We start from the raw sequence: 24,486 nt of genomic DNA on the forward strand, positions 1-24,486 counted from the left end.
ACTCTGTCTACATGACTAAAAACTTCTACACATAAAAAAACTAGCGGTTCTCCAGCCCCGCTAGTTTCATGATCATTTTATTTTTGAGTTGCCAGCCATTTAGCAACTGCTTTTGCATCTTCGCCTTTAACAATACCAGAAGGCATTGAACCTTTACCATTTTCTATAATATCTAAAAGTTCAGCTTCCGAAAAACGAGAGCCAGCATCATTAATTTTTGGTGCATTTCCTTGGCCTTGTAGTTCACCACCATGGCAAGTAATACAAGATTTCATTGCAATTGTTTCGCCATCTGGTGCAGTAGTTTTTGAACCTTCATTTACCGTTTTACCTCCACCACAAGCAGCTAAGAAGATTGCTGAACCAATAGCTAATGTTAACATTGCCTTTTTCAATAGGGACCCTCCTCAAAGTAAATAAGTATCTTTCCCCGACATTATACCAAAGTTATGCACGTTTGAAACCTTCTCCCAACACCTCATAAGCATTAGAAACTATCACAAACGCTGATGGGTCAACGTTTTTAATGAGTTGTTTCAGCTTTGTGAATTCTGTTTGGTAAACCACAACCATCAAAACTGGTCGAGCTTCCCCTGTATAACCACCTATTGCAGGCAACTTTGTCACTCCTCGATTGATCTCGGCATATATGGCATCACGTACCTCATCTTGTTTCATCGTAATAATGTAAATCATTTTAGACTGACTAAAGCCGAGCTGAATAATATCAATCGTTTTTGTCGTGACATAAAGTCCAATCAGGGCATACAAACCTTTCTCTAAGTCGAAAACAATTGCTGCACTAATTGCGATAATCCCATCAATTAAAAGTACACTTGTACCAAGCGTAATTCCAGTATACTTTGTAATAATTTGCGCTAGTAAATCAGTGCCACCAGTAGAAGCATTCCCCTTAAAAACAAGTCCTATTCCTATACCGACTACAATCCCCCCAAATAGTGCACCGAGTAAAGGATTATCTGTCCAAGGACTCCAACTGTTCGTTAGTAATACAATGAACGGTAATGTCACTGTTCCAATAAACGATTTTATCCCAAACTTCTTTCCAAGTAATAATATACCTGCTATAAATAATGGAATATTAAATGCATATTGTACTAAGCCAGGATTCCAACCAAATAAACCGTTTAAAATTGTACTAATTCCGCTTACTCCGCCAGAAGCTACTTGATTTGGCAGTAAAAATACATTAAAGCCGATAGCAATAATTGCAGCTCCTACTATGACGTACACATACTCCACAATGCTTTCCCTTACATCATGAATTTGATTCATTTCCCCCACGTCCACTTCAGCTTTCAGAATTTTTCAAAGACGAGATGATTATAGCAAATAGTTTTCGCATTGAGAACTTCGTCTTGATGAAGGAACATGTATTTTTATAATTTGCATTATGTATGACACTTATGACAATTAGATTCATCATCATAACGTGTGGTTGATTTCCGTTCCGACTGGGCGCTTTGTTGTTGCTGTCGCTTTGCTTTCGCACAGATAAAACATTTGCTGCCGCTACGCTTTCGCACAGTTAAAACATTTGCCGCTGATGCTTCGCTTTCGCGCAGAGCAGAGCTTCCTGGGAGCGTCCGATGAGCCTCTTCACTCGCGAGGCTCGCTGCAGAGTCTCGGGCCAACAAATGTCTTTTGCGCGAAAGCGTGAGTGCAACGTAGCGGCAGCAGCAGGATGTTGGTCACGAAGGTGTTATCACAGGACGTGATGCTCTTAGCCTTCGTTCCTCTAAATCGCTAATCCCCGAAGAGTCGCCCAGTCTCCTCTCCAATCAACTAATGGCAAGCTTTATAAACATAAAAACAAGCTACCTTAAAAATATTTTAAGATAGCTTATATACTTAACGGCCTATTCCACTAAACAAAAACTATGATTGATTCTTATTTTTATAAAGACTTTTCTGCCCACTCCATGGCTTCATTGTATAAAAGATCAATAGTTGAAAAATCAATAGTAAGCTGAGGAGCTAACCTTTCTAATGTAGACCAATCTAACTTGCCTAACGCAGAACTGAATTCCAAATAAGGTGTCATTTCAGTTTGATTACCTAAAAGCGTTGCTGTAATGTCTTCTGAAAAAGGGAGCTGCTGTAAAATAACATTCAGCGGTCTTTGCAACATAGTGTCTATTAATGAAAACATCCCAACTAAAAAATATTCAGAGAAATTTTTCTTATAGGAAAGCTTGGCTAATTTCTCACATACTTTTGCTCTAAATAAAGATGTACGCATGACTTCTTTAAACAGATCATTATCAGTATTCCTGTCAATTTCTCGCATCGCCAATAAATAAATCCACTTTCGTAAATTTGGAACCCCGAGTAATATAATCGCTTGTTTTATCGAACGAACCTTGGATTTAGAACGCAACTCTGAATTATTAACCATATGCAATAATTTATATGTTAATGAAATGTCACGCTCAATACTTTCCGCCAATAACTGTATATTAGGCTCCTCTTCTTTTAATAGCGTAATAATATATAAATATTGAATCGTATTCGCAGGTATATCGGTTGCTGTAATTATTTGAGGTTGTTCAAAAAAATAGCCTTGAAACAATTCATAGCCAGAATGCTTCGCCACTTCAAATTGCTTACGTGTCTCTACTTTTTCAGCGAGCAATTTTATGTGAGGAAAATTTTCTTTCACTTTATTTTCTATTTCCATTCGCTCAAGTAGTGGTGACGATAAAAAGTCAACTTTTATATAATCGATATAAGTAAATAACTCATCATAAACTTGTACTTGATCATCCAAAATAAAATCATCTAATGCTATTTTAAACCCATATGATTTGAGCTCAATAACTCTCTCGACTAACTGAGCTGTAATAGGGACATCCTCTAAAATCTCAATAACAACTTGCGATGGATTTATGTATTCATTTAAAGGACTCATAAGCAAGTTTTCTGTAAAATTAACAAAACTAGGTTTTCCTTCTGTTACCTCTTCAATGCCAATTAAAAGAAATGAGTTTACTAATACATCAATTGTGGCAGCATCTGAATCGACCATTGGAAAAGCATTCACGTTTTTGCTGCGATATAATAATTCATATGCAACGATTTGTTCCTGAAGGTTAAAAATTGGCTGTCTGCCGATAAATACTTCCATTTCGTCGCCCCCCATTTCTCTAGTTATTAGTAACATTATTATAGCATTTTTCAGTACTCTCTGCTTATCGTTCAAGTAACTGTCTAAAAATTGACTAACAATAATTAACATTATATACAATAAAATAAATCACCCAAATAGCATAGTGATTTTCGTTCCAGTTGGTGGCGTACGATGAGCCACTATGATGCTATCCCTAAGGAGTCTCCTAGTCTCTAATCCTCATCTCATTATGTGTCATCCTCAACTCTCGTCGATGAGTTTCAAAAAATCGTTACCCAAAACTCCAATTTACTCACAATAAAATATTATTCATTTTTCCGATCTACCTTTTTTAAATTCACTCTTATAGATTTGTAAAATATTATCTTTTCATATAGACATTTACCAAATTTCGGTGTACAGTACATTACAACACTAATGCACTATATATTGTAGCAACGAAAGGGGGTTTTTCGATGCACGTTCATCTAGATGGTACAACACCGATTTATATCCAAATTGCTGAATGGCTACAGCACGAAATCATTGCCGATCGATTACAGGCAGACCAGAAAGTCTATTCACAATACCAACTAGCTGAGTTATTCAATATAAATCCTGCCACAGCTGGTAAAGGATTGACAATTTTACTAGAAGAGCAACTTTTATATAAAAAACGGGGGTTAGGAATGTTTGTCACTATGGATGCAAAGGAACGCATTTTGTTGAAACGTCGAAACGAAATATTGACCAAAATGGCACAAGAGATCGTATTAGAGGCAAAACGATTACTTGTATCTGATGAAGAATTGCTAGTACTTATTCGAAAAACACAGGAGGGATTGGAATGAATATTATTCAATGTGTGGAGTTATCTAAAAGCTTTGGACGTCGTCAAGCACTGCAACGTGTAACCTGCGCTATTGATGCAGAAAAAATTATCGGCATTATTGGTCTCAACGGTGCAGGTAAGTCGACATTGCTAAATATTTTTGCAGGCTATCTAAAGCCTACGACTGGTTCATGTAAAGTGTTTAATGAAAATCCCTTTAATAATATTCAAACAGCTGCCAATATGATTTTTATCGATGATCAATTAAGCTTCTCAGAATACTTGTCGCTCGAAGATATTCTTAAGATGGGCGCTGATTTTTATCCTAATTGGCAAAATGAATTAGCTTATCGCATGCTCGATTATGCGGGTATCGATCTTACAGCAAAACACCAGCAACTATCTAAAGGTCAATTGGCAACCTTTAATCTTGTTTACGGATTAGTAAGTCGCTGTGCACTAACCATTTTAGATGAGCCGATGAATGGTATGGACGAAGTGATTCGTACAGATTTTTACAGAGCAATTTTAAAGGAATACCTAGCATTTCCACGGACATTTTTAATTACTAGTCACCATTTACAAGAGATGGAATCTATCTTAGAAGAAATTTTATTAATAGATGAAGGCTCCGTCATTGCCCACGCGCCATTGGATGAATTTAAGGAACAGCTCATATCACTTAGCGGACCAAGTGATGAACTTGCGGATCTGCTCTCTGAGACGGAAGTTTACGCTCAAAAGATTGTGGCAGGGATGACCTCAGCTGTAGTAGTTGCTAGTAAACTATTCGTCTCAGAAGAAATACTTCGAACAAAAGGCATCAAAGTATCAACCCTTACTGCAAGTGAAGTTTGCATGTATTTAACAAATAAAAAAGGACGTGATATTGATGCAATCTTTGACTAATATTTCACTTAAAACAATTGTCAAAAAACAAGTGAAATGGAAAGCAAAATTAAATATTTCTGCCCTTAGCTCCTTAGTTATTGTACAAATCATTTTTGGCGTTTTAACATCTAGCTCTGGAAGTGCCTCTTCTGGTCATGGGCATGGAAATTTAGATGTTCGATTTTCTATTTATTCACTCGATACGTTTCTTATTGTTTCAGCCATTTGGGCATTTATCGTAGCGCTTCTTTTTACCACAAAAGCGTATCGAGTTGATGATTTATCCGTTATTTCTAGTCGGACATCAAGCACCATCGCAAATATATTTGTCATGATCATGTACAGTTTTATTGCAGTCATCATTATGATTTCGACTTACTATTTACAAGTATTAGGGATTTTGTTAGTGGAAAAGAAATATTTTGTAACAGAAGGTCTATTTATTTCACCATCAACATTCATATTATGCTTCAGTAGCATTTGTTTATTTGGTGCACTCGGCTTACTATTTGGCACCAGCTTCAAAGGACCCGTAGTGATAAAGATATTTCTATCTACTTTTATGGTGTTTAGCTTTATTTACATTTTTATGACACCAAACATTATTCCTCTAATGATGCTACCAAATCTTATGATTAGTGTTCTTTGTTTACTTGTGGCTACACTATGCTTTTGCCTCACTATTTGGATTGCAAATAAATCGGAGGTGTCTCGTAAATGATAGTAACTACAATATTCTTTTTTACTTCAATACTACTCGTAATTGCTATTTTTCAAATACTAAGTAAATTAGGTAAAAAAACTAAAAGAATTTGGACACCAAAGCGTATTATGATTGGCATTACTAGTTATATCATTCTTGGACTTACTGCTTTCATTTATATTAGCTTTTTTTCAGATTCAAAAATACCAGTACTTTCTTCTTCTGATATTAAACAAGTTGAGAAAAAATTTGATCAAATCCCAAAGTATGATCAAGAATTCAATTCTTCGTATTTAACTTCAGACTACAAAAAGAAAACATGGGAAATTAACTTTGATGGAGATACATTACCTGTTGTAATAAATAATGATGACAATAATTTAAGCTTGAATATTCGACAACGTTATAATGACAATATTGAATCGGGGAAAGCTCTTATTACCTATTATCAATTTCCTTTCATAGTAAATGGTGTCGATCTTTCTGACGAAGTACCACTGCCTGATGTATATGTGGCACAAAACCAGTTATTTATTGAATCTTTTTCTAAACAACAAGTAAATTATAATCGTTTAAAAGCAACAATAGGTTTCTTAGATTTTAATCGAGGAGCAGAACGATACGAAATGGATAATTCCTATTCAAATTTTATAGTTATCGACATACCACGCGGTACAGAAATAGAAGATTCTCAAGGTCTTATCTATTATTTAGAATAGTAAAAAATAGATCATCCCCAATAAATAGCGTTAAAGCGCAAATGACACTCGCTTGAGAATCAGCGTTCCAGACGATAGCCTAAAACGCAAACGAATAGGGCAAGAAGGCTGAGTATCAAGTCCCGTGATAACATCTGTCGCTATGTTAACACTAGCTTTCGTACAGAAAAGAACTTTCATAATAATGATGAATAAAAAAGGACAGTCCTAAGTGATCTTCTATCACTTTTGGACCGTCCTTTTATTTTCCACTTACTTTTGATTTAATAACACCAATTACGGCTGGTATTACTGAAATTAAGATAATTAATATTAAAACTGTTGAGAAGTTGTCTTTAATAATAGGTATATTACCAAAGAAATAACCTAGTAATGTACAGCTGAACACCCATAACACTGCACCTACAACATTATACAATATGAAGTAGCCATACTTCATTTTACTAGCCCCTGCAACAAATGGGATGAATGTACGGATGAAAGGCATAAAACGTGCGATGACAATCGTTTTTCCACCATGCTTATTAAAGAACTTTTCTGCTGCCTCCATACGTTCTTTTTTAACGACTCTACCAAGGAAGCTCTTTGGTGGAATGGATGTCCCAACTTTATGACCAATATGATAATTCATCGTATCCCCTAAAATTGCAGCTGCTAAAAACACAGGAATTAATATCCACATGTTAAACGCGCCCATTGCTGCTGCCAATGTACCACTAGCAAAAAGCAATGAATCACCTGGCAGGAATGGGAAAATTACGACACCAGTTTCAACAAAAACAATTGCAAATAAGACGAAATAACTCAAATTACCAAACTCACGAATGATTTCTTCTAAATGCACATCAATATGCATAATAAAACTAATTAACTCTTTGATGAGTTCTATCATTTTTCCATATGCTCTCTTTCAATTTAATTTTCTAAAGGCTTTGACGTAGCTAGACACCAAAGGGTTCCATTCTTCTTGACAGGCTGTGGTGTTACTTCTTCAACACTATATGACAAGCCTTTAAAAAGTATGTAGATTTCATAAGTTTGATTTTATCACTTACAGTCATATACACTCAACTATTTAAATAAATGGCCATACTTTTTTACATTGCTGTAATATTGGATCATCACAAAAATGTGTGGTTGATTTCCGTTCCGACTGGGCGCTTTGTTGCTGACGCTTCGCTTTCGCACAGGCTTCTCTTGAATCTTGAAATGTGAATCTAACTGTTCATTTATGCGAGATAAAAAAAGCTACTATTTTTCAATAGTAGCTACAGTTTCTTATACTTTTTCTTTTAATGAACGGCGTAAAATTTTGCCTGTCGTATTTTTCGGTAATTCATCTATAATCTCAATTACTTTAGGAACCTTGTATTTCACCATATGTTTTGCACAGTATGCGAGAAGGTCTTCTGTTGAAGTTGCAGCTTCATCTTTTAAGACAACATATGCATGAACTGCCTCACCTAAGTTAGGATCTGGGAAACCTACAACTGCCGCTTCAACGATATTATTATGTGCAAAGAGTACTTCTTCAACCTCTCTTGGATATACGTTAAATCCGCCTACAATAATCATATCTTTTTTACGGTCAACGATGTAAAAGTACCCTTCTTCGTCAACTTTAGCTAAATCCCCTGTGTATAACCAGCCATCTCGTATAGCCATAGCCGTTTCTTCAGGCAATTTATAATAGCCCTTCATAACGTTAGGCCCTCGTACAATTAGCTCTCCTACTTCGCCAACGGGCACTTCTTGTCCATTAACATCGACCACTTTATTTTCAACATTGGATATGGATGCCCCAATAGAACCTGCCTTACGTTCACGATTCAATGGGTTAAAGCATGTTACTGGTGAAGCTTCTGATAAGCCATACCCCTCTGAAACACGCACATTAAATTTCTTCTCGAAATTATGTAAGAGTGCTACAGGTAAAGATGAACCTCCTGAAATTGCTAAGCGAACTGTTGAGAAATCTTCAGGATTGCCTTCAGGTAATTGATACAAGAAATTATACATAGTTGGCACACCAGCGAAGACTGTTGCCTTTTGTTCCTTCGTAAGTTTAAAGATTTCTGTTGGACTGAAGCGTGGTACAAGTAAAACTGTTGCTCCACTCAATAAAGGTGCATTGACGACGACCGTTAACGCAAATACATGGAACACTGGTAAAGTTGCAATAATACGGTCATTCGCTCTATAGCCTAGATAATGCGCAACATCTCGTGCATTCGAATAGACATTGCCATGCGTCAGCATTGCCCCCTTCGGAGTACCTGTCGTTCCTGAAGTATATAAAATAATTGCATTATCTTCGTCAGCTACTTCTACTGGTTGGCAAGATTCTGATACACTAGCAATCACTTGTGAAAATAAATGAATTTTTGATTTTGCCTCATCGGATAAAGTAGTTACTTTTTCAGTAACATCTGCTGTTGTTTCACAAACAACAAATGTTTTTACATTTGGAAAAGCATGTACACCCATTTCTACTAATGGAAGAAGCGCATCAAGTGCAATAACAGCTTTTACATCCCCATTATGCAAAATATACGAAATTTCATCCGGTGTATAGATTGGATTAATCGGAATTGCTGTTGCCCCAATACTCATTGTTGCATATAACGAAATTAAATAATGTGGTGTATTGCCGAGTAAAAACGCCACATGGTCCCCTTTTTCTACCCCTAATTGTTGTAATCCCTTTGCAAAACGACCAACTGTGTGTTCAAACTCACCGTAAGTCGTATCTTTCCCCATAAAATGATACGCAATTTTATCCGGTTGCTCTAATGCTTGCTGACGAACACTTGAAACTAAATTCAATTACACCATCCCCTTATCGTATCAATTTCGCCTTGGCGCATTGACGCTGACGCTTCGCTTTCGCGCAGATAAACAATCCGTGACATCCGCCGGAGGCTTATCTTCATTCAGTAGATGTTTGGACTTCCTTTGAAAAGGAAACACACCCCATCCATCTCATCACCTAAATCTACTAAATAAAGACAAAATGAATCATCATTCAGTAACATTATATAAGAAATATATTAAAAAAACAACGAAACTTTTTATCTCATGTCATAATTTACGTCAAATAACTCATTTTTTTCTCTTTTGTACGTTTTTTCTACGAACGTATATGCGAGATGTAACGCCAACGAATCAAGTAAAAATAGACTACTTGTATTAACACAAAAAAGCTAAAAGATAAGACAACTTCTTTTGCAATGGAAATATTAGCAATATCCTTCAAAACACCTTGAACCATAAGAAAAGCAAAGAGGCTGTGCATCATTGCAACACCCCATGGTAAGAAAAATTGCGGGAATAAATGACGATTCACAAGCTTTTTGAGCTCCGTATCTGTTAAGCCCATTCGCTTTAAGACATCGAATTTACGCTTTTCTCTTTCAAGAGAAGTATGCAGTTTAAAGTAAACGAAGCTACCTGCTGCTAATAAAAATACCGTTGCTACTAAAACCCCTACTAATGTGAATAAAGAATAAGTAGCTAATATATAAGAATAATTTAATCCTGCATTTTCAAAGTAAAATGGGCTAAATTTATTTTTCTTAGAAAAATATAGAGACGCTTGTAACTCATTTATTTCCTTACCAATATTTTTTGTTTGCATCCACTGAGGAATATAGAAGGTAAATAAATGATAGGTTGGCTGCGCAACGTTTTTATTGGCAATCGGCTTTATGAGCTTTACAAAATCCTCATCGCTGATCACGATAGAATTAACACTAACAATAGACCCTGGGAATACTATTTTAGGATATACACTATCGATGGTGATCGGGATAGAATTTTCCTCTAAAACTGTATGCACAACTTTATTTTTTAGTTTCTTTAGAGACTCTTCCGAATATGGAATAAACACTGCCTCTCCTTTAGCCATATCAAGTAATGGATAACTATAGGAAGAAAGCAATACATTCATATCTGATTCCCTAAACACCTCAACCTCATTGTGAGTATAGGAAGAGGTTTGCTTGATAACAACAAAGCGAGATAAATGATAGGACAAGCCCTTTTCCTCTAATTCCATACGTAATGAGGCGATATGATTTCGCTCATATGGATTGTCGCCATCTCCCTTATAGACAAGCCCTAGTGGATTTATACGATCATATTGTATTGTATATGATGACATTGTTGCTAAAACACCAATCGATAAAAAGGCCATAGTTGACACCATCGTTACTACAAAAAACATTTTCACATTGTCCATCATAATATGTGTTTGCTCAGCTAACGAAAGAAGACGATAGCGTTGCCAATGAAATTTCCTTTTTCCCCGTGCTTTATCTAAAAAGCAAGGTAAAGAATCTCTGAAAAAATAATATGTTCCAAAGGTTGCTAAAAACGGGATTACTATTGTTAAACCAATCAAAGTTGTTTTTGCTACGATAATTGATAATACGTATGACGATAAAATAAGGGTAATACCAATTAAAGCACGAATTTTTGAATAGGTTGAAACACTATTTAAATAGTCATTTCCCTTAAGGAGATCGCGCAATTTTCTTTCACGTGTAAAATATACACTAATAAAAGAAATGACCACAAAAGCACTTGTGAAAACACCTATCGTTAGTAAAAAAGGCTGCCATGAAACATATAAGGGTAAACTATCTAAATGTAAAATTTCCCGCACAATCATGAAAAAGAATTTCGAAAACGAAAAACCAAATACAATCCCAACAAAAATAGAACCCGATCCAATAATCATTGTCTCCAAAAAGACAAGCTTATTCATCTGGCGTTTTTCCATTCCTAAATGTAGTAAAATTGCAAACTCATGTGATCTCGCCTCTAAAAAAGCACTCATCGAATAATATAAAAAGAATAATGTAAAAAGGACGAGTACGACTTCCGCACCAACCATCCCAATTAACGATGCCTCTCCTAAAATTCCACTTTCAATATCCGGATGAAACATGAGCATTGAATAGATAAAAAACACAGCCACAGAAAAAAAGCTTGCCATGAAAAAGGCGCCGTATATACGGCTGTTCCGTACGACATTACGGTAAGCGAATTGTCGAAAGGTCACCTACTTGTCCTCCTCCTAGTAAGCTCAACACATTTAATATTCGCTGGAAAAACATTTGACGACGATCATCTTTGTAAATTTCATTAAAGAATTCTCCATCTTTAATAAATAACACGCGGTCACAGTAGCTAGCTGCAATTGGATCATGTGTTACCATGACAATCGTTGTTCGTCTTTCCTGATTGATTTTTGTTAAAAGCTCAAGTACATCACGCGAAGAATTCGAATCCAAATTCCCGGTCGGCTCATCTGCTAAAATGAGACTCGGGTTATGAATAAGTGCCCGACCAATAGCTGTTCTTTGCGCTTGTCCACCTGATATTTCATTTGGGCGTTTATGCAAGAATGAAGTTAAATCGAGCTTTTCCACAATACTTGCAAGACGCTCCTCCATTACTTCTAATGGTTGTTGGTCTAAAGTCAGTGGCAGCACAATATTCTCTTCCACTGTGAGCATATGCAAAAGATTAAAATCCTGAAAAACAAAACCAAGCTGCCTTCTTCTAAAGTAGGCTAGCTCAGTTGCTTTCAGCATATGAGGATTCATGTCATCTAAAATGATTTCTCCGCTCGTTGGTTCATCAATCGTAGAAATGAGATTTAATAATGTTGTTTTTCCACTTCCTGATGGACCCATGACTGCTAAAAACTCGCCTTCCTCCACCTCAAAGCTTAGTTGACTTAGCGCACGATGGGTTACTTTACCTTCATACACCTTTGTCACGTCTTTTATTTGTAAAATAGGCATATCTTGTTCACCTTATTTCTTCATTAATTCCATAGATTCTGGTAAAAGCCACTGCAATACTACTTCAAAGCCAATTTGAAAATACGGCTCCGTTAAACATTCAGCTGGCGTATTACCATCCTCCTCCACTAGACTAAAGCAATGCGAACCAACAATTACATCCCAGGCATCTATTTCACCTTCAATTACTTCTCCACAAATCATATAATGTCCACTGTACATCACTTGTTCACCTTCTACAGGAAAAGCGTTAAGTAAAGTTGGTTTATATAAGTCTAGCCCAAGCTTATTCGAAAAATGCATGACTTCTTCATTAAGCAAAAGACTAGCCTTACGAAAATTTTTGCAGGATAAACACTCACAAACTTCGTTAAGTGATTCGTATAATGCTTCTGTTTTCTCTGTCTCTACATGTAAAACCCATTCAGCCAAACATACCTCTGTCATTTCCGATCCCCCTAATTCGTAAATGTCACTGTAACAACTGTTCCTTTCGCTACCTCTGATGTAATGTTTAATTCGTGACCGAGTTTTTCACAGATTTCTTTCGCTAAATATAAGCCCATCCCTGTGGATTCCCCAGTTTTACGCCCGTTCTCACCAGTAAAGAAAGCTTTAGTGACACGAGAAAGATCGGAAGCAGGAATACCAATACCTTCATCACAAATGGCTAATTGTACGTGGCCATCCTTTTTAACGGCAGTAATCACTATTTTTTTATTCGCCTCAAACGTATATTTAACCGCATTTGTGACGAATTGCCCGATAATAAAGTGAAGCCATTTTGAATCACTTGCTACGATAATATCGTCCTCAATATGAATTTCTGGGAAGACACGCTTCGTAATAAATAAACGTTTATTTTCATTTACAGTTGCCGTAACAATCGTTTTTAAGGCAATCTGTTCTACTTGCATATCTTCTTCAAAATTTTCTAATCGAGCGTTCACTAACACCATATCCAAGCCTCTACGCAGGCGGTCAATTTCCTCCTGTACATTCTTTTTATCAAGAGGACGCTCATCCTGTAATAAGAGCTCAATAACAGAAATTGGTGTTTTCATCTGATGCACCCATTGATTCATAAACTGATCATGTCGTTTTTGTCCAGCATATAACGATTGAAGCTCGTGCTTATATAGTCGATATAGTTCATGCATATATTTTTCAGCTTGTATCGCCTCAGGTGTTTTAGCATTTTTTTGCAATACGTCCTCCATCGTTTTAGGTAGCTGCGATATTTTGATCAAATAACGTTGACGCATTAAATAACGGATAATTAAAAACGATGCTAATAACACTAAACTAATACAGAAGGAGTATATAGCAGTATCAACATTTCGAAAGCCGTCCAACCAATATAAAACCATAATAAAACCGACTAGTAAGAACTGGAATACAATGAACGATGCGTAATCACGCAAAAATAATTTCCAGCCCACTATAACTCACCTGCACTTAAATTAAAGCGATAACCTGCTCCGCGCACCGTTTCTATAGAAGACATAATTTGATAATCAGCTAGCTTTTTGCGCACTCGTGTCATATTGACGTTCAATGTATTTTCATCGACAAATGCCTGATCATCCCAAAGCTCTTCTAACAGTTGCTCACGCGCCACTACTTTTGGAGCATTTCCCATTAACAGTTCTAAAATGATGCATTCTTTTTTCTGAAGTGGGATCTCTAAATCATTTTTATGAAGCTCCATTCTTTCTAAATGAAGAACGAGCTGTCCTTGTTTAATTGTCCGTTCTTCTTGTCTTGTTGCATATTCGCCATATGTACGACGCAAGTGACTACGGATTTTAGCTAGCACAATCTCATAATTAAATGGCTTCGTAATGAAATCGTCGCCCCCATTTTCTAGCGCAAAAATTTGATCCATTTCCCCAGAACGAGCGGAAATAAAAATAATTGGACAAGTTGTATGTTGACGTAGTCGGCGACACCAATAGTAGCCATCGTACGAAGGTAAATTTATATCAAGCAACACCATGTGTGGATTAAATGCTGTGAATTCTTCAACGAGATGATCAAATTCTTTGATCGTTTCAACTTCGTATTGATATTTTCTAAGCGTTTCTGCGAGCAATGATGCAATCTTTACATCATCTTCGACAATAAATATTCGATGCTTCTCCATACCAACACTCCTTTCTATCTTATATTGTATCAAAAAAAGGCCCACTGACATAACTGTCAGCGAACCTTTTGTAGCAAAAGTTAACATGTATCGTTAGCTACAGATTTTTATGTCTAAATGCCCTGCTTTAAATAAGGGGCATCTCATAACGTGAGGGTGATTTCCGTTCCGACTAGGCGCTTTAGCAAAGCTTCCAAGGGGCGTCCAGCCTTCGCTCCAATCAGCATCTAAACATCGCATATGTTTAACAAATGTCATCCTCTTCTTTTGATATTGAACCTTTAATAAGGACGCTTGCCATTTTCTTCATAAGCTTCTCTTAATAAATTAATTGTAAAAACTCTTCTGTCGTAATTCCACCAAAGTATGTTGGAATATCAATATCTGCTAACGCAGTAGCAACTGCAGTTCGATCATAGTTTGTCCCAGCTAAACGCTGTTCAACATCTGTCATGTCGCCTACACCGAAGAAATCTCCAAAAATATGTGCTTCTTCAATAATTCCTTTATTCACCTCTAAGCGAATATCAATGCCTCCTGTTGGGAAGCGATGTGTTTTTTGAATATTAAAGCGTGGCGATTTCCCATAGTTCCATTCCCATGTTTGATAACGCTCTTCAGATAGTTTATGGATATTTGCCCAGTCTTCCTCTGTTAGCTCATAATAGCGAATATTTTCTTCACCACCGAAAATGGATTTTAAAATTTCCAGCCTGAATTCTTCGACTGTCATCGTATCCTTTAAGAACTCAGAAATATTAGCTACTCTTGAACGAATCGATTTAATACCCTTTGATTCTATTTTATCTTTCTTCACCTTTAATGCAGATACTACAGCATCAATTTCTGTATCAAACAGTAATGTGCCGTGGCTAAACATACGGCCCTTTGTAGAAAACTGCGCGTTCCCGGAAACTTTACGTCCTTCCGCTAAAATGTCGTTGCGGCCTGAAAGCTCCGCATGAACGCCCATTTTTGCAAGTGCATCTACAACAGGCTGCGTGAATTTTTTATAATTCATAAAGCTGTCGCCATCGTCTTTAGTAATAAAACTATAGTTGAGGTTCCCTAAATCATGATACACTGCGCCTCCACCAGAAAGGCGTCGTACAACGATTATGCCATTATCCTCTACGTAATCTGTATTAATCTCTTCGATAGTATTTTGATTTTTACCGATGATGATTGAAGGCTGATTTATGTAAAAAAGTAGCACTGGCTCCTTTTCAACATCCATCGTTTTCAATAAATACTCTTCAATGGCAAGGTTAATGCGTGGATCATGAATCCCTTTATTATCAACGAATATCATAATTTACGTTTCCTCCTTCACAATATATCCATATTTATTTTAACGTAAATTAGGCATTTTGTGTTGACGAAAAGCTTCTGTTATAATACACTAGAAAATATCAAAACAGTAATAGTACAGATGAACTTAAAGGAGGAGTCCACAATGTTAGAAAATGTAGTTGAATTTTTCAAGAACCTACCTGCAAAGCAATGTACAGAATGCGGTGAAAAGATTGAAGAACAAAGTGAATGCTACAGCAACACTTGTGAAAAATGTAACCACCTATAAGCATTTGCCTATTCTGTAATAGTCATATACGTGCCCCACACGTACTAAAAATGACACCTCTCATCATATTAATTGATGAACCCTTAATTAAATCTCTTACACTTAAAAACAGCAGCCGATACGCTCATATCAGCTGCTGTTTTTTGTATGACTCTTTTGCATATGAGCTGTTTTCTGCTGAAGACGAACAGTTCTTCCCTGTACCTGATCAGTTCTCGAAGCAACCCGGGAGGTTCTCCTGCTAACGAGTAACTCTTCCTTTGTCAGTCAATTATTCAACCATAAAAAAAACACCCACCAATATCGGTGGGTGTAAAAAATTCCTTTTTAGTTTTCTTCGGCTACTTTTGAGTAACGTTTTGTGTGTAGTAACATGAAATAACCGAAAGTAATAGCTAAGAATGCTACTAGGAAACCTGCTAGAATTCCATAGTTTTGCATTAAGAATGATGTATCACCAGTTGAGATACTTGCTTTAAATGCTGAAACAGTATATGTCATTGGTAATAATTTATTAAATACTTGTAATGGTGATGGGATTAACTCAAGTGGGAATGTACCCGCACTTGTTGTAAGTTGTAAAATTAATACAACAATCGCCATGAAGCGTCCTGGATCACCGAAAATAGATACTAACATTTGAATTAAAGCTAAGAAAACATAACTTGTTAATAATGCTGTTAGGCAGAAGTATCCGAAATTGTTTACTTCAAGGCCTAAGCCCCATTTTACAATAACCACTGTTAATATAGTTTGAATTAAGCCGACTATTGCTAAAACTGAAGCTTTACTTGTAAACCAAGCTGCTCCATTTTTTGGACGAATCGCTGGTTCCACAAGTGGGAAAACGATAGAGATTAATAACGCACCAACGAATAAACCAAGAGAAATAAAGTATGGTGAGAAACCTGTTCCATAGTTAGGTACATGGTTAACAGATTCTTTATCAACCTCAACTGGGCTACCTACCATATCATATGTGTCTTTGCTTGCATGAACTTCTTTTGCTTTTTCACTTGCTTCACCTAATTTTCCAGATAAAGTTGATTGACCATCTGCAAGTTCACTTGAACCATCAACAATCTTTGTAGAACCCTCTGCTACTTCACCTGATTTAGATGCAAGTGTTGATTGACCATTTGCAAGTTTATTTGAACCACTTACTAGCTCATTTAAGCCTGAAGCCAACGCGTTAGAACCTGCTCCGACTTTCTGTGCACCTGCATTTAATTCACCTAATTTTTGAGCAAGTGTTGCATTACCAGCTTGAAGAGTTTGTGCACCTTGATTTAATTTACCGCTTTTTGATACTAACTCATTTGCACCTGCTAACACTTGTGATTGACCTGCCGCAATTTGCGATGCACCTGAACTTAATTCGTTAGCACCAGCTTGTAATTGTCCTGTACCAGCAGTTAAAGCACCTAAACCATCATGCACGCTTGCACTTCCTGCTTGTAGCTTAGTTAATGTTTGTTTTAATACGGCTGCTTGCTCTTCAGGCAATGAACCCATCATGCCTTCTAATTGTTTAGATAACTCATTGATACCAGCTGATACTTGAGCAGAACCATCTTTTAATTGGCCTGCTGCACCATTTAATTGACCTGCACTATCTGCAATTTTTGCTGCGCCTGCAGTGATTTGTGGTTGATTATTGCTAACCTTAGCTATACCTGCTTGAAGTTGTGCTACACCCTGTGTATATTGTGACACACCGCCCGAAAGTTCTGTTGCCCCCGATGCTGCTTTCTGTGCACCTGGGTATAACTGTCCAGTAGCATTTTGTATGCTTCCTATAGCAGTATTTAATTCATTTGCACCTTTTGAAGCATCTCCAATACCTTTAGCAATTTTGTCTGCACCATTCGATAATTCAACCGAACTTGATGCTATTTTCTCTAAATAACCTTTTAAATCTTTTGTACCATTCGCTAAAGTTTTTGCACCCTCACCTAGCTTATTCGAGCCATCAGCAGCCTCTGTAAAGCCATCTCCAAGAGTTGTAATAGAATCAAATAATTTTTCAGCATAAGTTGCTGAAACTTGTTCATTCACTTCCGCACGTATTAGTTCCATTGCTGATTCACCAATTTGTGCACTAAGGAAGTTTAATCCTTCATTTGGAATATAATTCATGACTAATTTAGAAGGTTTGTCATCTAATAACGTAGTCGCATGCTCAGAGAAATTTGTTGGAATTTCTAGAGTCATATAATAATCTCGACCATTTAGACCTTTTTCTGCATCTTCTTTGGATACTTCAACAAACTTAAACTCGTTACTCTCGACAAGCTTATCAACTAATTCGTTCCCTAAATCTAATTTAACTCCTTCCATTTCAGCGCCCTTATCTTCATTGACAACAGCTACTGGCAAATTCGGAAGGCCTTTATATGGATCCCAGAATGCCCATAAAAACATACCTGCGTACATCACTGGAATAAATAATACAGCGATTATTGAAACAAGCATTTTTCTTGTTTTTAAGATTTTCAGCCACTCAGCTTTAATCATACGTTTTCTTCACTCCTATAATATTGACCGAAAACGTCAGTCGGTCATTTTTATTCAAAAAAAAATTTCAGGTGGGTAAAAACTCTAGACTGTCATTGCTTCTCTTTTTATCTCGGCCAAATCAAGTTAAAATTAGTCCACGGAAGATTGTTTCCTTGAAAAGATTTAGTATCTTTTCTTCTGGAATAATTTCACCATGTAGCTCATGCCAATCAACGACAAATGCTAGATACGCCTTTAGCAACAGAAAGCTTACTAATTCTGCATCACAGTCTCTAATTTCTCCTTTTACGATACGTCTTTGAATTAATTCAGTAACGTAGGATAAAATTTCATTCTCAATGCGAACTAGAGCTTGTTTAACTGCTGGCGTTCGTAGTTCCTTTTCCTCCTCTAATAGCTTCGCAAATAAAAGATGTTTTTCACGGAAATGTAGCATTCTCATTAAAGCATTGTGCGCATTGTCCATAAAGCTAGCTGATGCATCCAGCACTGCATCCGCTTCTGCTTGCATCTCTCGTACAAGTGACATAGCTATCTCTTGAAATAAAATTTCTTTATTTGCAAAGAATGTGTAAATCGTCCCTTTACCGACATTCGCAATTTTAGCTACTTGCTCCATTGTTGTCGCCTTGTACCCAAACAATGTAAAGGATTTTGTAGCTGCTTCAAGAATTTCCTGCCTACGATCCATTAGTAACATCCTTTCTTGTTCTATTATGTACATGCCTTTGTACACGAAAATGTTAATGACCAGAAAACCGTTTCGGTCATCTGGTCATTATCATATTCCTATTTTAAAAATAATGCAAGCATTTAATTGTGATTTTTTTCACTTTTTTCGTGATCACTATGCTCAGCACCCTCTGATTTATCATTACCGTGATCCATCATGTTATGATCCATGCTGTTGTTATTTGCTTTTTCATCTTCAGGTAAAACTTTCGTCATATCTGGGCTTCCAGCAGTAATTTGTTGCTTCGGCATATTATGAACACCATTTGCCGTCGTATGAGCATACATATAATATACTCCATCGTGGTCAAACTTAGTCTCCGCTTTGTAAACGCCATCTTTCTCTAATTTACCGTCAATCATTTGCCCTTCATCACGTTTACCAGATTCCCATACCTCAAATTTTACAACTGCATCATCAACTTTTTTGCCACCTTGTTCAACTTGCGCAGCAAGTTCAATCGTTTCATTGATTGCTACTTCTTTTGGTGTTAAAATTTCAACCTCTGGAATTTGAGGCACTTCTGGCTCTTTCAAAGTTGTTTGCTCTTTCTTTTCTCCACATCCAACCAATAATACAGGTACTGCTACTATTAATGCCAATAACCATTTTCTCACGTTTTATTCCTCCATTAACGGCAATGTAATTTTTACAATTGTGCCCTTTTCAACTTCACTTTCAATCTCTATCTTGCCCTGTAACTGCTTCAGCAATTGTTCAACAATCGACAAGCCTAGTCCACTGCCACCATCTGCCCGGCTCCGTGCTTTGTTAACACGATAAAAGCGCTCCGTTACATGCGATAAATCCTCTTGTGGAATACCAATTCCATAATCCTTTATCGTAATTTGTGCACTTCCATTATCCTCAAAAGCAGTAATTTCAACCTTTGACTGCTCATAAGAGTAATTAATAGCATTTTCAATTATATTAATAAAAACTTGTTTCAGCTTTACTTCATCAGCTTTGATAATCAATGCATCATCAGCATCCAAATGGAGTGCAATCGTCTTCTTCTCGGCTTGATGAGTTAATATTTTTTGAACCTCGCGTAATGTTTCAGCAAGCGGAATTGGATATAAAGTAATTTCCGCCTGTTCATTTTCCATACGAGCAAGTAGAAGTAATTCATTCGTTAAACGTTCCATCCGATTTGCCTCACGTACAATTAGCTGGATCGTTTCCTCTTTTTGACTTTCCGGAATGATGCCCTTTTGCATCGCTTCACTATATCCTTTTACATAGCTAATAGGTGTCCTTAGCTCATGTGAAACTGTCGCTAAAAATGTTTTTTGAGCCTCATCCTCTTGTTGAATCGACTCTGCCATTTTATTAAAGGTGCTAGATAATCTTCCTATTTCATCTTTGGAATGAACTGTCACACGTGTTCCATAGTTTCCGTCTGACATTTGCTCAACAGCTCTTTGCAAATTACTTAGTGGTCGCATAATATGACGGATTCCTTTATAAATTAAATAGCTGATGACAATTAAAAATATAAAGGCACTGACAAATAAGGAAATGACTTCATTATTCGCTAACTCACTAATTTTTGCTAAAGGGAAATAAATATATATAATTCCTTCAAGCCTATTTTGATCTACTAGCGGAAGTACTACAGAAATTAACTGTCTATCAAACCGAGGCTCATACCCAATTTTCTGTACATATTCACCAGCCAGTAATTGCTGTCGCTCTTCTGGACCAATCAATGTTTCGAAGTCAATATCAAACGGCACACAAGCGCTTAGTTCACGCGGATTTCTTACTGCAAAAATATTTAAATTAGAATAATTAGTATACTGTTCAATATTTGCAATAAATTCATCCGTTACTTTACTACCAGTATACATCGTTTGTAGCTTTGACCCTACCTCTACCATCATCTCTTCCGTGTCTTCTACATAAAGCCGTTCATATAAATAATCAGTCAGGACATACATGAAGACAACCGTAATAATTAAAAATGCAAAGATTAATAGCCAAATACGTGTTGAAATCTTTTTCATTCGCCAGGATCAAAGCGGTAGCCCACTCCCCAAACGGTCTGAATATGCCCCGCTGCTTCCTTTCCAAGCTTTATACGTAAGGTTTTTATATGCGTGTCAACAGTTCTTGTACCCCCTACATAATCAATATCCCAAATGCGTTCTAGTAATTGCTCCCTTGTATAAGCATTTCCAGGATTGTTCATAAATAAATGTAATAGTTCAAACTCCTTTAAAGTAAGCGGAACACTCTTTCCATCCACAGATACTTTGCGTGCAGTCTCATCTATTTTAATAGGTCCAAGCATCACATATTTTTGCTGTAATTCTTCAATATTAGCACCACTTCTTCTTAACACAGCATGAATTCGTGCAACCAGCTCATCGTTTGTAAACGGTTTTACAATATAATCATCTCCGCCAATTGTTAGGCCTTTAACTTTATCCTCATTTGCATCGCGTGCTGTCAGGAAAATAATTGGTATATTCGACATCGCACGTATACTTTGACAAACTGCAAAACCGTCTTCATGTGGCATCATCACATCTAGTAGAACTAAATCAATTTTTTCTCGTACAATAAAATCATAGGCTTCTGTACCACTTGCTGCTGTTAAAGTCTCAATTTTAGAATTATTGAGCAACATTTCTATTAAATTACGCATATCTTTCTCATCATCAACAATTAATACAGTTGTCACATTTTTTCCTCCCTCACTAACAGTTGAAAAGCACCTTTCCCCACATCAACTGTTTTTTTCACCTGACCTTCTTTTATGAAATATAAAGTATGGTCATCATAGCCAGCGACAACAATATTATCTTTAAACTGATTTACGGCAAATGGATTAGCGCCTACCACTTGCTCCCATTTCACATTTCCATCAAAGTCAGCAACATATAATTCATTATGACCATGACTAACAACGAGGATAGCATCCTTTGTTTTGGTTAATCCAACAGGCATTAAAGGCATTTTTATCTCCCCTTTTTTGACTCCTGTCGTAAGATCATATTTTTTAACAGAACTATTCGGTTTGCTTCCTTCTCCATGACCACCTATCCATAGTTCATTTGTCTCTTCGAGAATAGCTATTCCATGTGATGATTTTTGAATCGGCCACTCTTGCTCAACCTTTAGATTTCCAATATTTAACACCGATAATTTCGTATCTTTATAATTAATCACATATAGCTTATCTTTATAGGCTGCCATTGACATAGGGTAGTTACCTAGCTTCTGTGTTGCCAGTTCATTGCCCTTCTCATCAAAGCTTGTCACTGTATTTGTTTTGCTATTCGCAATAAAAAACTGTTTTTTATTTTCAGCATAATACACATTGGTTGTACCAAGCTTTACTTTTTTGGAATAGAGCTTCTTTCCAGTTGATAATGTATAGACGTCTATTTCATTTAATTGATGACCGTACAATAATACACGATCATTTTCAAGCAGAATTGCCCCCGAGTAAGCTTTGTCAAATAACCACGTTGCCATCACATTCCCTTGCCCATCTATAAAATCTAGCGAAGGCTCCTGTATATTTAAGGATGCAATAAAATCCTGGTCGCGTTCTATAGGATCAAACGATTTCCCCGTACACCCTGCTAGCCATATAAGCTGTACTAAAGAAAAAATGAAGAATACCCATTTTTTCAACATCATCACCTCTGTTTCTTAACTATACTTCACAATTGTGAAATTCGCGTGAAACTTGAATGGTAAATTTATGACAAAGAAAACAAGTGAATTTTCACTATTAATATTACATCTACGAGCATTTATCCAAACCCAAAAATATAGTAGCTCATATACTACATAGATTACGGTAAGGAGGAATCCACTTTATGGTGTCCATTAGCTTATGTATGATAGTGAAAAATGAAGAAGATGTCATCGGTAGATGTCTAGCATCTGTAAAAGGGTTAGTTGACGAGATTAATATCATCGATACAGGCTCGACCGACAATACAAAGCAAATCGTTAAACAATTCACAGATCGTATTTATGATTTCGAATGGATTCAGCATTTTGCAGCAGCAAGAAATTTTTCCTTTCAGCAAGCAACAAAGGAGTACATTTTATGGCTTGATGCAGACGACGTATTATTAGAAGAGGATCAGGTAAAATTTAAAGCACTAAAAGAATCCTTAAGTCTTGATATAGATGCCGTTTCGATGAATTATAATTTAAACTTTGATCATGAGGGAAATGTAAGTTCACTATTAAGAAGATATCGTTTAGTAAGAAGAGATAAACAATTCCAATGGATAGGAGCTGTCCATGAATATTTAGAAGTCGGCGGGAAGCTTTTGGATAGCGATATCGCTGTCAGCCATTTACCACTTAGTCATGATCATAATCGGAATATTAACATCTATAAGCAATTAGTTGAATCAGGAGAACCTCTCTCTCCACGAGATACATTTTATTATGCAAATGAATTACTAGATCATGAACAATTTGAGGACGCACTATTTTACTATGAAACGTTTTTAGTTTCTAAATTGGGCTGGGTAGAAGATAATATCCGAGCCTGTTTTAAATTAGCAGATTGTTACTCCCATTTAAATGATAAAGAAAATAATTTGAGTTCCATTTTAAGAAGCTTTGAATATGATATTCCACGCCCGGAAGCGTGTTGTAGACTTGGCTTTCATTTTATGGAACAAGCCAAAAATTATGAAGCAATATTTTGGTATGAACAAGCGCTTGTCATCAAGCAAAAACCTAACACTCCTTTTCAAAATAAAACCTTTACGACCTGGTTACCCCACTTACAACTTTGTGTCCTCTTCGATCGATTACAACAATATGAACTCGCCAACGCACATAATGAATTAGCAAGAGCCTATTTACCAAATGATGAAAAAATACTGCACAATAAAAAATATTTTGATCGCATTTTAAATAAGGAAAATGAAACATCTTAAATATCTTCTATATAAATAAGTTGTTAGTGAACAGTGTTTAGAAAATACTTTTATCGCTATTGATATTTTTGATAAACCAAGTAGTTAACTGTCTATTTCATCTTTTCTCTCTATGAATACGATATTTGAGAGAGGAGGTGAAACAATGCATTTTGGACAATTTAAAAATAGAATCTGCAGCAAATGTAATACATTCCCGTGTTGTTGTAATCCTTGTGCTCCAAGCTGTCCTGTTATTCCTATTAAACGTGGAATAACTGGTCCTACTGGGGCTACTGGGGCTACTGGGGCTACTGGGGCTACTGGGGCTACTGGCTCTACTGGGGCTACCGGTGTGACTGGCTCTACTGGCGTGACCGGTTCTACTGGGGTCACTGGGGCTACTGGCGTGACCGGCTCTACTGGACCTACTGGGGCTACTGGCTCTACTGGCTCTACTGGCTCTACTGGCTCTACTGGCTCTACTGGCTCTACTGGCTCTACTGGCTCTACTGG

General features: G+C 36.7%; 24 protein-coding genes. 6 read left to right on the top strand and 18 right to left on the bottom strand.

The genetic code is table 11. The features are described from left to right. Positions 1–77 precede the first annotated feature (77 nt). The 3 genes from cccB to AC3WSK_RS20620 all read right to left on the bottom strand — a co-directional run bounded on the left by cccB (position 78) and on the right by AC3WSK_RS20620 (position 3,148). Positions 78–395, bottom strand: coding sequence for a cytochrome c551 (cccB, locus tag AC3WSK_RS20610; RefSeq protein WP_427483987.1), 318 nt, complete (start codon positions 393–395; stop codon positions 78–80). A gap of 52 nt (positions 396–447) precedes the next feature. Continuing rightward, on the bottom strand, positions 448–1,296 hold the full coding sequence (locus tag AC3WSK_RS20615) for a YitT family protein (RefSeq protein WP_079563783.1): 849 nt from the start codon (positions 1,294–1,296) through the stop codon (positions 448–450). A gap of 622 nt (positions 1,297–1,918) precedes the next feature. Beyond that, positions 1,919–3,148 (bottom strand): EAL and HDOD domain-containing protein, encoded by a 1,230-nt coding sequence (locus AC3WSK_RS20620; RefSeq protein ID WP_492414429.1) that lies wholly within the window; start codon positions 3,146–3,148, stop codon positions 1,919–1,921. A 458-nt stretch (positions 3,149–3,606) separates the two neighbouring features. Between AC3WSK_RS20620 and AC3WSK_RS20625 the strand changes: the two genes are divergently transcribed. The 4 genes from AC3WSK_RS20625 to AC3WSK_RS20640 are packed head-to-tail and all read left to right on the top strand — an operon-like array spanning position 3,607 to position 6,275. Beyond that, a complete protein-coding gene (locus AC3WSK_RS20625; RefSeq protein ID WP_079563785.1) occupies positions 3,607–3,981 on the top strand; it encodes a GntR family transcriptional regulator in 375 nt (124 codons plus the stop codon). Next, positions 3,978–4,871, top strand: coding sequence for an ATP-binding cassette domain-containing protein (locus tag AC3WSK_RS20630; RefSeq protein ID WP_492414430.1), 894 nt, complete (start codon positions 3,978–3,980; stop codon positions 4,869–4,871). Before AC3WSK_RS20625 ends, AC3WSK_RS20630 begins: the two co-directional genes overlap by 4 nt. Then, positions 4,855–5,574: a hypothetical protein gene (locus AC3WSK_RS20635; RefSeq protein WP_492414432.1), complete on the top strand. Its 720-nt coding sequence runs from the start codon at positions 4,855–4,857 to the stop codon at positions 5,572–5,574. Before AC3WSK_RS20630 ends, AC3WSK_RS20635 begins: the two co-directional genes overlap by 17 nt. Then, positions 5,571–6,275 (top strand): hypothetical protein, encoded by a 705-nt coding sequence (locus AC3WSK_RS20640; RefSeq protein ID WP_079563788.1) that lies wholly within the window; start codon positions 5,571–5,573, stop codon positions 6,273–6,275. The genes AC3WSK_RS20635 and AC3WSK_RS20640 overlap by 4 nt, the downstream gene beginning before the upstream one ends. A 241-nt stretch (positions 6,276–6,516) precedes the next feature. On the opposite strand, the gene AC3WSK_RS20645 is transcribed toward AC3WSK_RS20640, so the two are convergent. The 8 genes from AC3WSK_RS20645 to lplA form a co-directional block, all read right to left on the bottom strand. Continuing rightward, positions 6,517–7,164, bottom strand: a complete 648-nt coding sequence (locus AC3WSK_RS20645) for a VTT domain-containing protein (RefSeq protein ID WP_240518380.1) — start codon at positions 7,162–7,164, stop codon at positions 6,517–6,519. A gap of 389 nt (positions 7,165–7,553) precedes the next feature. After that, complete coding sequence (locus tag AC3WSK_RS20650; RefSeq protein ID WP_427483989.1) at positions 7,554–9,101, bottom strand: fatty acid--CoA ligase family protein; 1,548 nt, start codon at positions 9,099–9,101, stop codon at positions 7,554–7,556. Positions 9,102–9,405: 304 nt separating this feature from the next. Beyond that, positions 9,406–11,340 carry an FtsX-like permease family protein gene (locus AC3WSK_RS20655; protein WP_079563791.1) on the bottom strand — a complete coding sequence of 645 codons (1,935 nt, stop codon included), beginning with the start codon at positions 11,338–11,340 and terminating at the stop codon, positions 9,406–9,408. Continuing rightward, positions 11,312–12,088, bottom strand: coding sequence for an ABC transporter ATP-binding protein (locus tag AC3WSK_RS20660; RefSeq protein ID WP_079563792.1), 777 nt, complete (start codon positions 12,086–12,088; stop codon positions 11,312–11,314). Before AC3WSK_RS20660 ends, AC3WSK_RS20655 begins: the two co-directional genes overlap by 29 nt. Positions 12,089–12,100: 12 nt before the next feature. Continuing rightward, on the bottom strand, positions 12,101–12,535 hold the full coding sequence (locus tag AC3WSK_RS20665; protein WP_079563793.1) for a hypothetical protein: 435 nt from the start codon (positions 12,533–12,535) through the stop codon (positions 12,101–12,103). A gap of 11 nt (positions 12,536–12,546) precedes the next feature. Next, positions 12,547–13,530 (bottom strand): sensor histidine kinase, encoded by a 984-nt coding sequence (locus AC3WSK_RS20670; protein ID WP_079563794.1) that lies wholly within the window; start codon positions 13,528–13,530, stop codon positions 12,547–12,549. Beyond that, the gene (locus tag AC3WSK_RS20675) at positions 13,530–14,234 is read right to left on the bottom strand and encodes a response regulator transcription factor (RefSeq protein ID WP_492414433.1); all 705 of its coding nucleotides are present in this window, start codon (positions 14,232–14,234) and stop codon (positions 13,530–13,532) included. Before AC3WSK_RS20675 ends, AC3WSK_RS20670 begins: the two co-directional genes overlap by 1 nt. 319 nt (positions 14,235–14,553) lie before the next feature. After that, positions 14,554–15,546, bottom strand: a complete 993-nt coding sequence (gene lplA / locus AC3WSK_RS20680; RefSeq protein ID WP_079563796.1) for a lipoate--protein ligase — start codon at positions 15,544–15,546, stop codon at positions 14,554–14,556. Between the two features lie 144 nt (positions 15,547–15,690). On the opposite strand from lplA, the gene yhfH reads away from it, so the two are divergent. After that, positions 15,691–15,816 (top strand): protein YhfH, encoded by a 126-nt coding sequence (yhfH, locus tag AC3WSK_RS20685; protein ID WP_012292204.1) that lies wholly within the window; start codon positions 15,691–15,693, stop codon positions 15,814–15,816. Positions 15,817–16,143: 327 nt separating this feature from the next. On the opposite strand, the gene AC3WSK_RS20690 is transcribed toward yhfH, so the two are convergent. The 6 genes from AC3WSK_RS20690 to AC3WSK_RS20715 all read right to left on the bottom strand — a co-directional run bounded on the left by AC3WSK_RS20690 (position 16,144) and on the right by AC3WSK_RS20715 (position 22,720). Further along, a complete protein-coding gene (locus AC3WSK_RS20690; RefSeq protein WP_079563797.1) occupies positions 16,144–18,333 on the bottom strand; it encodes a YhgE/Pip domain-containing protein in 2,190 nt (729 codons plus the stop codon). A gap of 121 nt (positions 18,334–18,454) precedes the next feature. Beyond that, positions 18,455–19,027, bottom strand: coding sequence for a TetR/AcrR family transcriptional regulator (locus tag AC3WSK_RS20695; protein WP_079563798.1), 573 nt, complete (start codon positions 19,025–19,027; stop codon positions 18,455–18,457). 122 nt (positions 19,028–19,149) lie between these two features. Beyond that, positions 19,150–19,686: a FixH family protein gene (locus AC3WSK_RS20700; RefSeq protein WP_079563799.1), complete on the bottom strand. Its 537-nt coding sequence runs from the start codon at positions 19,684–19,686 to the stop codon at positions 19,150–19,152. A 3-nt stretch (positions 19,687–19,689) separates the two neighbouring features. Beyond that, positions 19,690–21,078, bottom strand: coding sequence for a sensor histidine kinase (locus AC3WSK_RS20705; protein WP_079563800.1), 1,389 nt, complete (start codon positions 21,076–21,078; stop codon positions 19,690–19,692). Further along, positions 21,075–21,758, bottom strand: coding sequence for a response regulator transcription factor (locus AC3WSK_RS20710; RefSeq protein WP_492414434.1), 684 nt, complete (start codon positions 21,756–21,758; stop codon positions 21,075–21,077). The genes AC3WSK_RS20705 and AC3WSK_RS20710 overlap by 4 nt, the downstream gene beginning before the upstream one ends. Then, positions 21,755–22,720, bottom strand: a complete 966-nt coding sequence (locus AC3WSK_RS20715; RefSeq protein ID WP_492535129.1) for a YncE family protein — start codon at positions 22,718–22,720, stop codon at positions 21,755–21,757. Before AC3WSK_RS20715 ends, AC3WSK_RS20710 begins: the two co-directional genes overlap by 4 nt. A 185-nt stretch (positions 22,721–22,905) precedes the next feature. Between AC3WSK_RS20715 and AC3WSK_RS20720 the strand changes: the two genes are divergently transcribed. Continuing rightward, positions 22,906–23,991, top strand: a complete 1,086-nt coding sequence (locus AC3WSK_RS20720) for a glycosyltransferase family 2 protein (RefSeq protein ID WP_492414436.1) — start codon at positions 22,906–22,908, stop codon at positions 23,989–23,991. An 84-nt stretch (positions 23,992–24,075) separates the two neighbouring features. Here AC3WSK_RS20720 and AC3WSK_RS20725 read toward each other — a convergent pair. Further along, positions 24,076–24,486: hypothetical protein (locus AC3WSK_RS20725; protein ID WP_492535126.1), on the bottom strand; the 411-nt coding region annotated here is incomplete at its 5' end.

The organism is Lysinibacillus sp. EB271-A1-10B, from assembly GCF_058791335.1.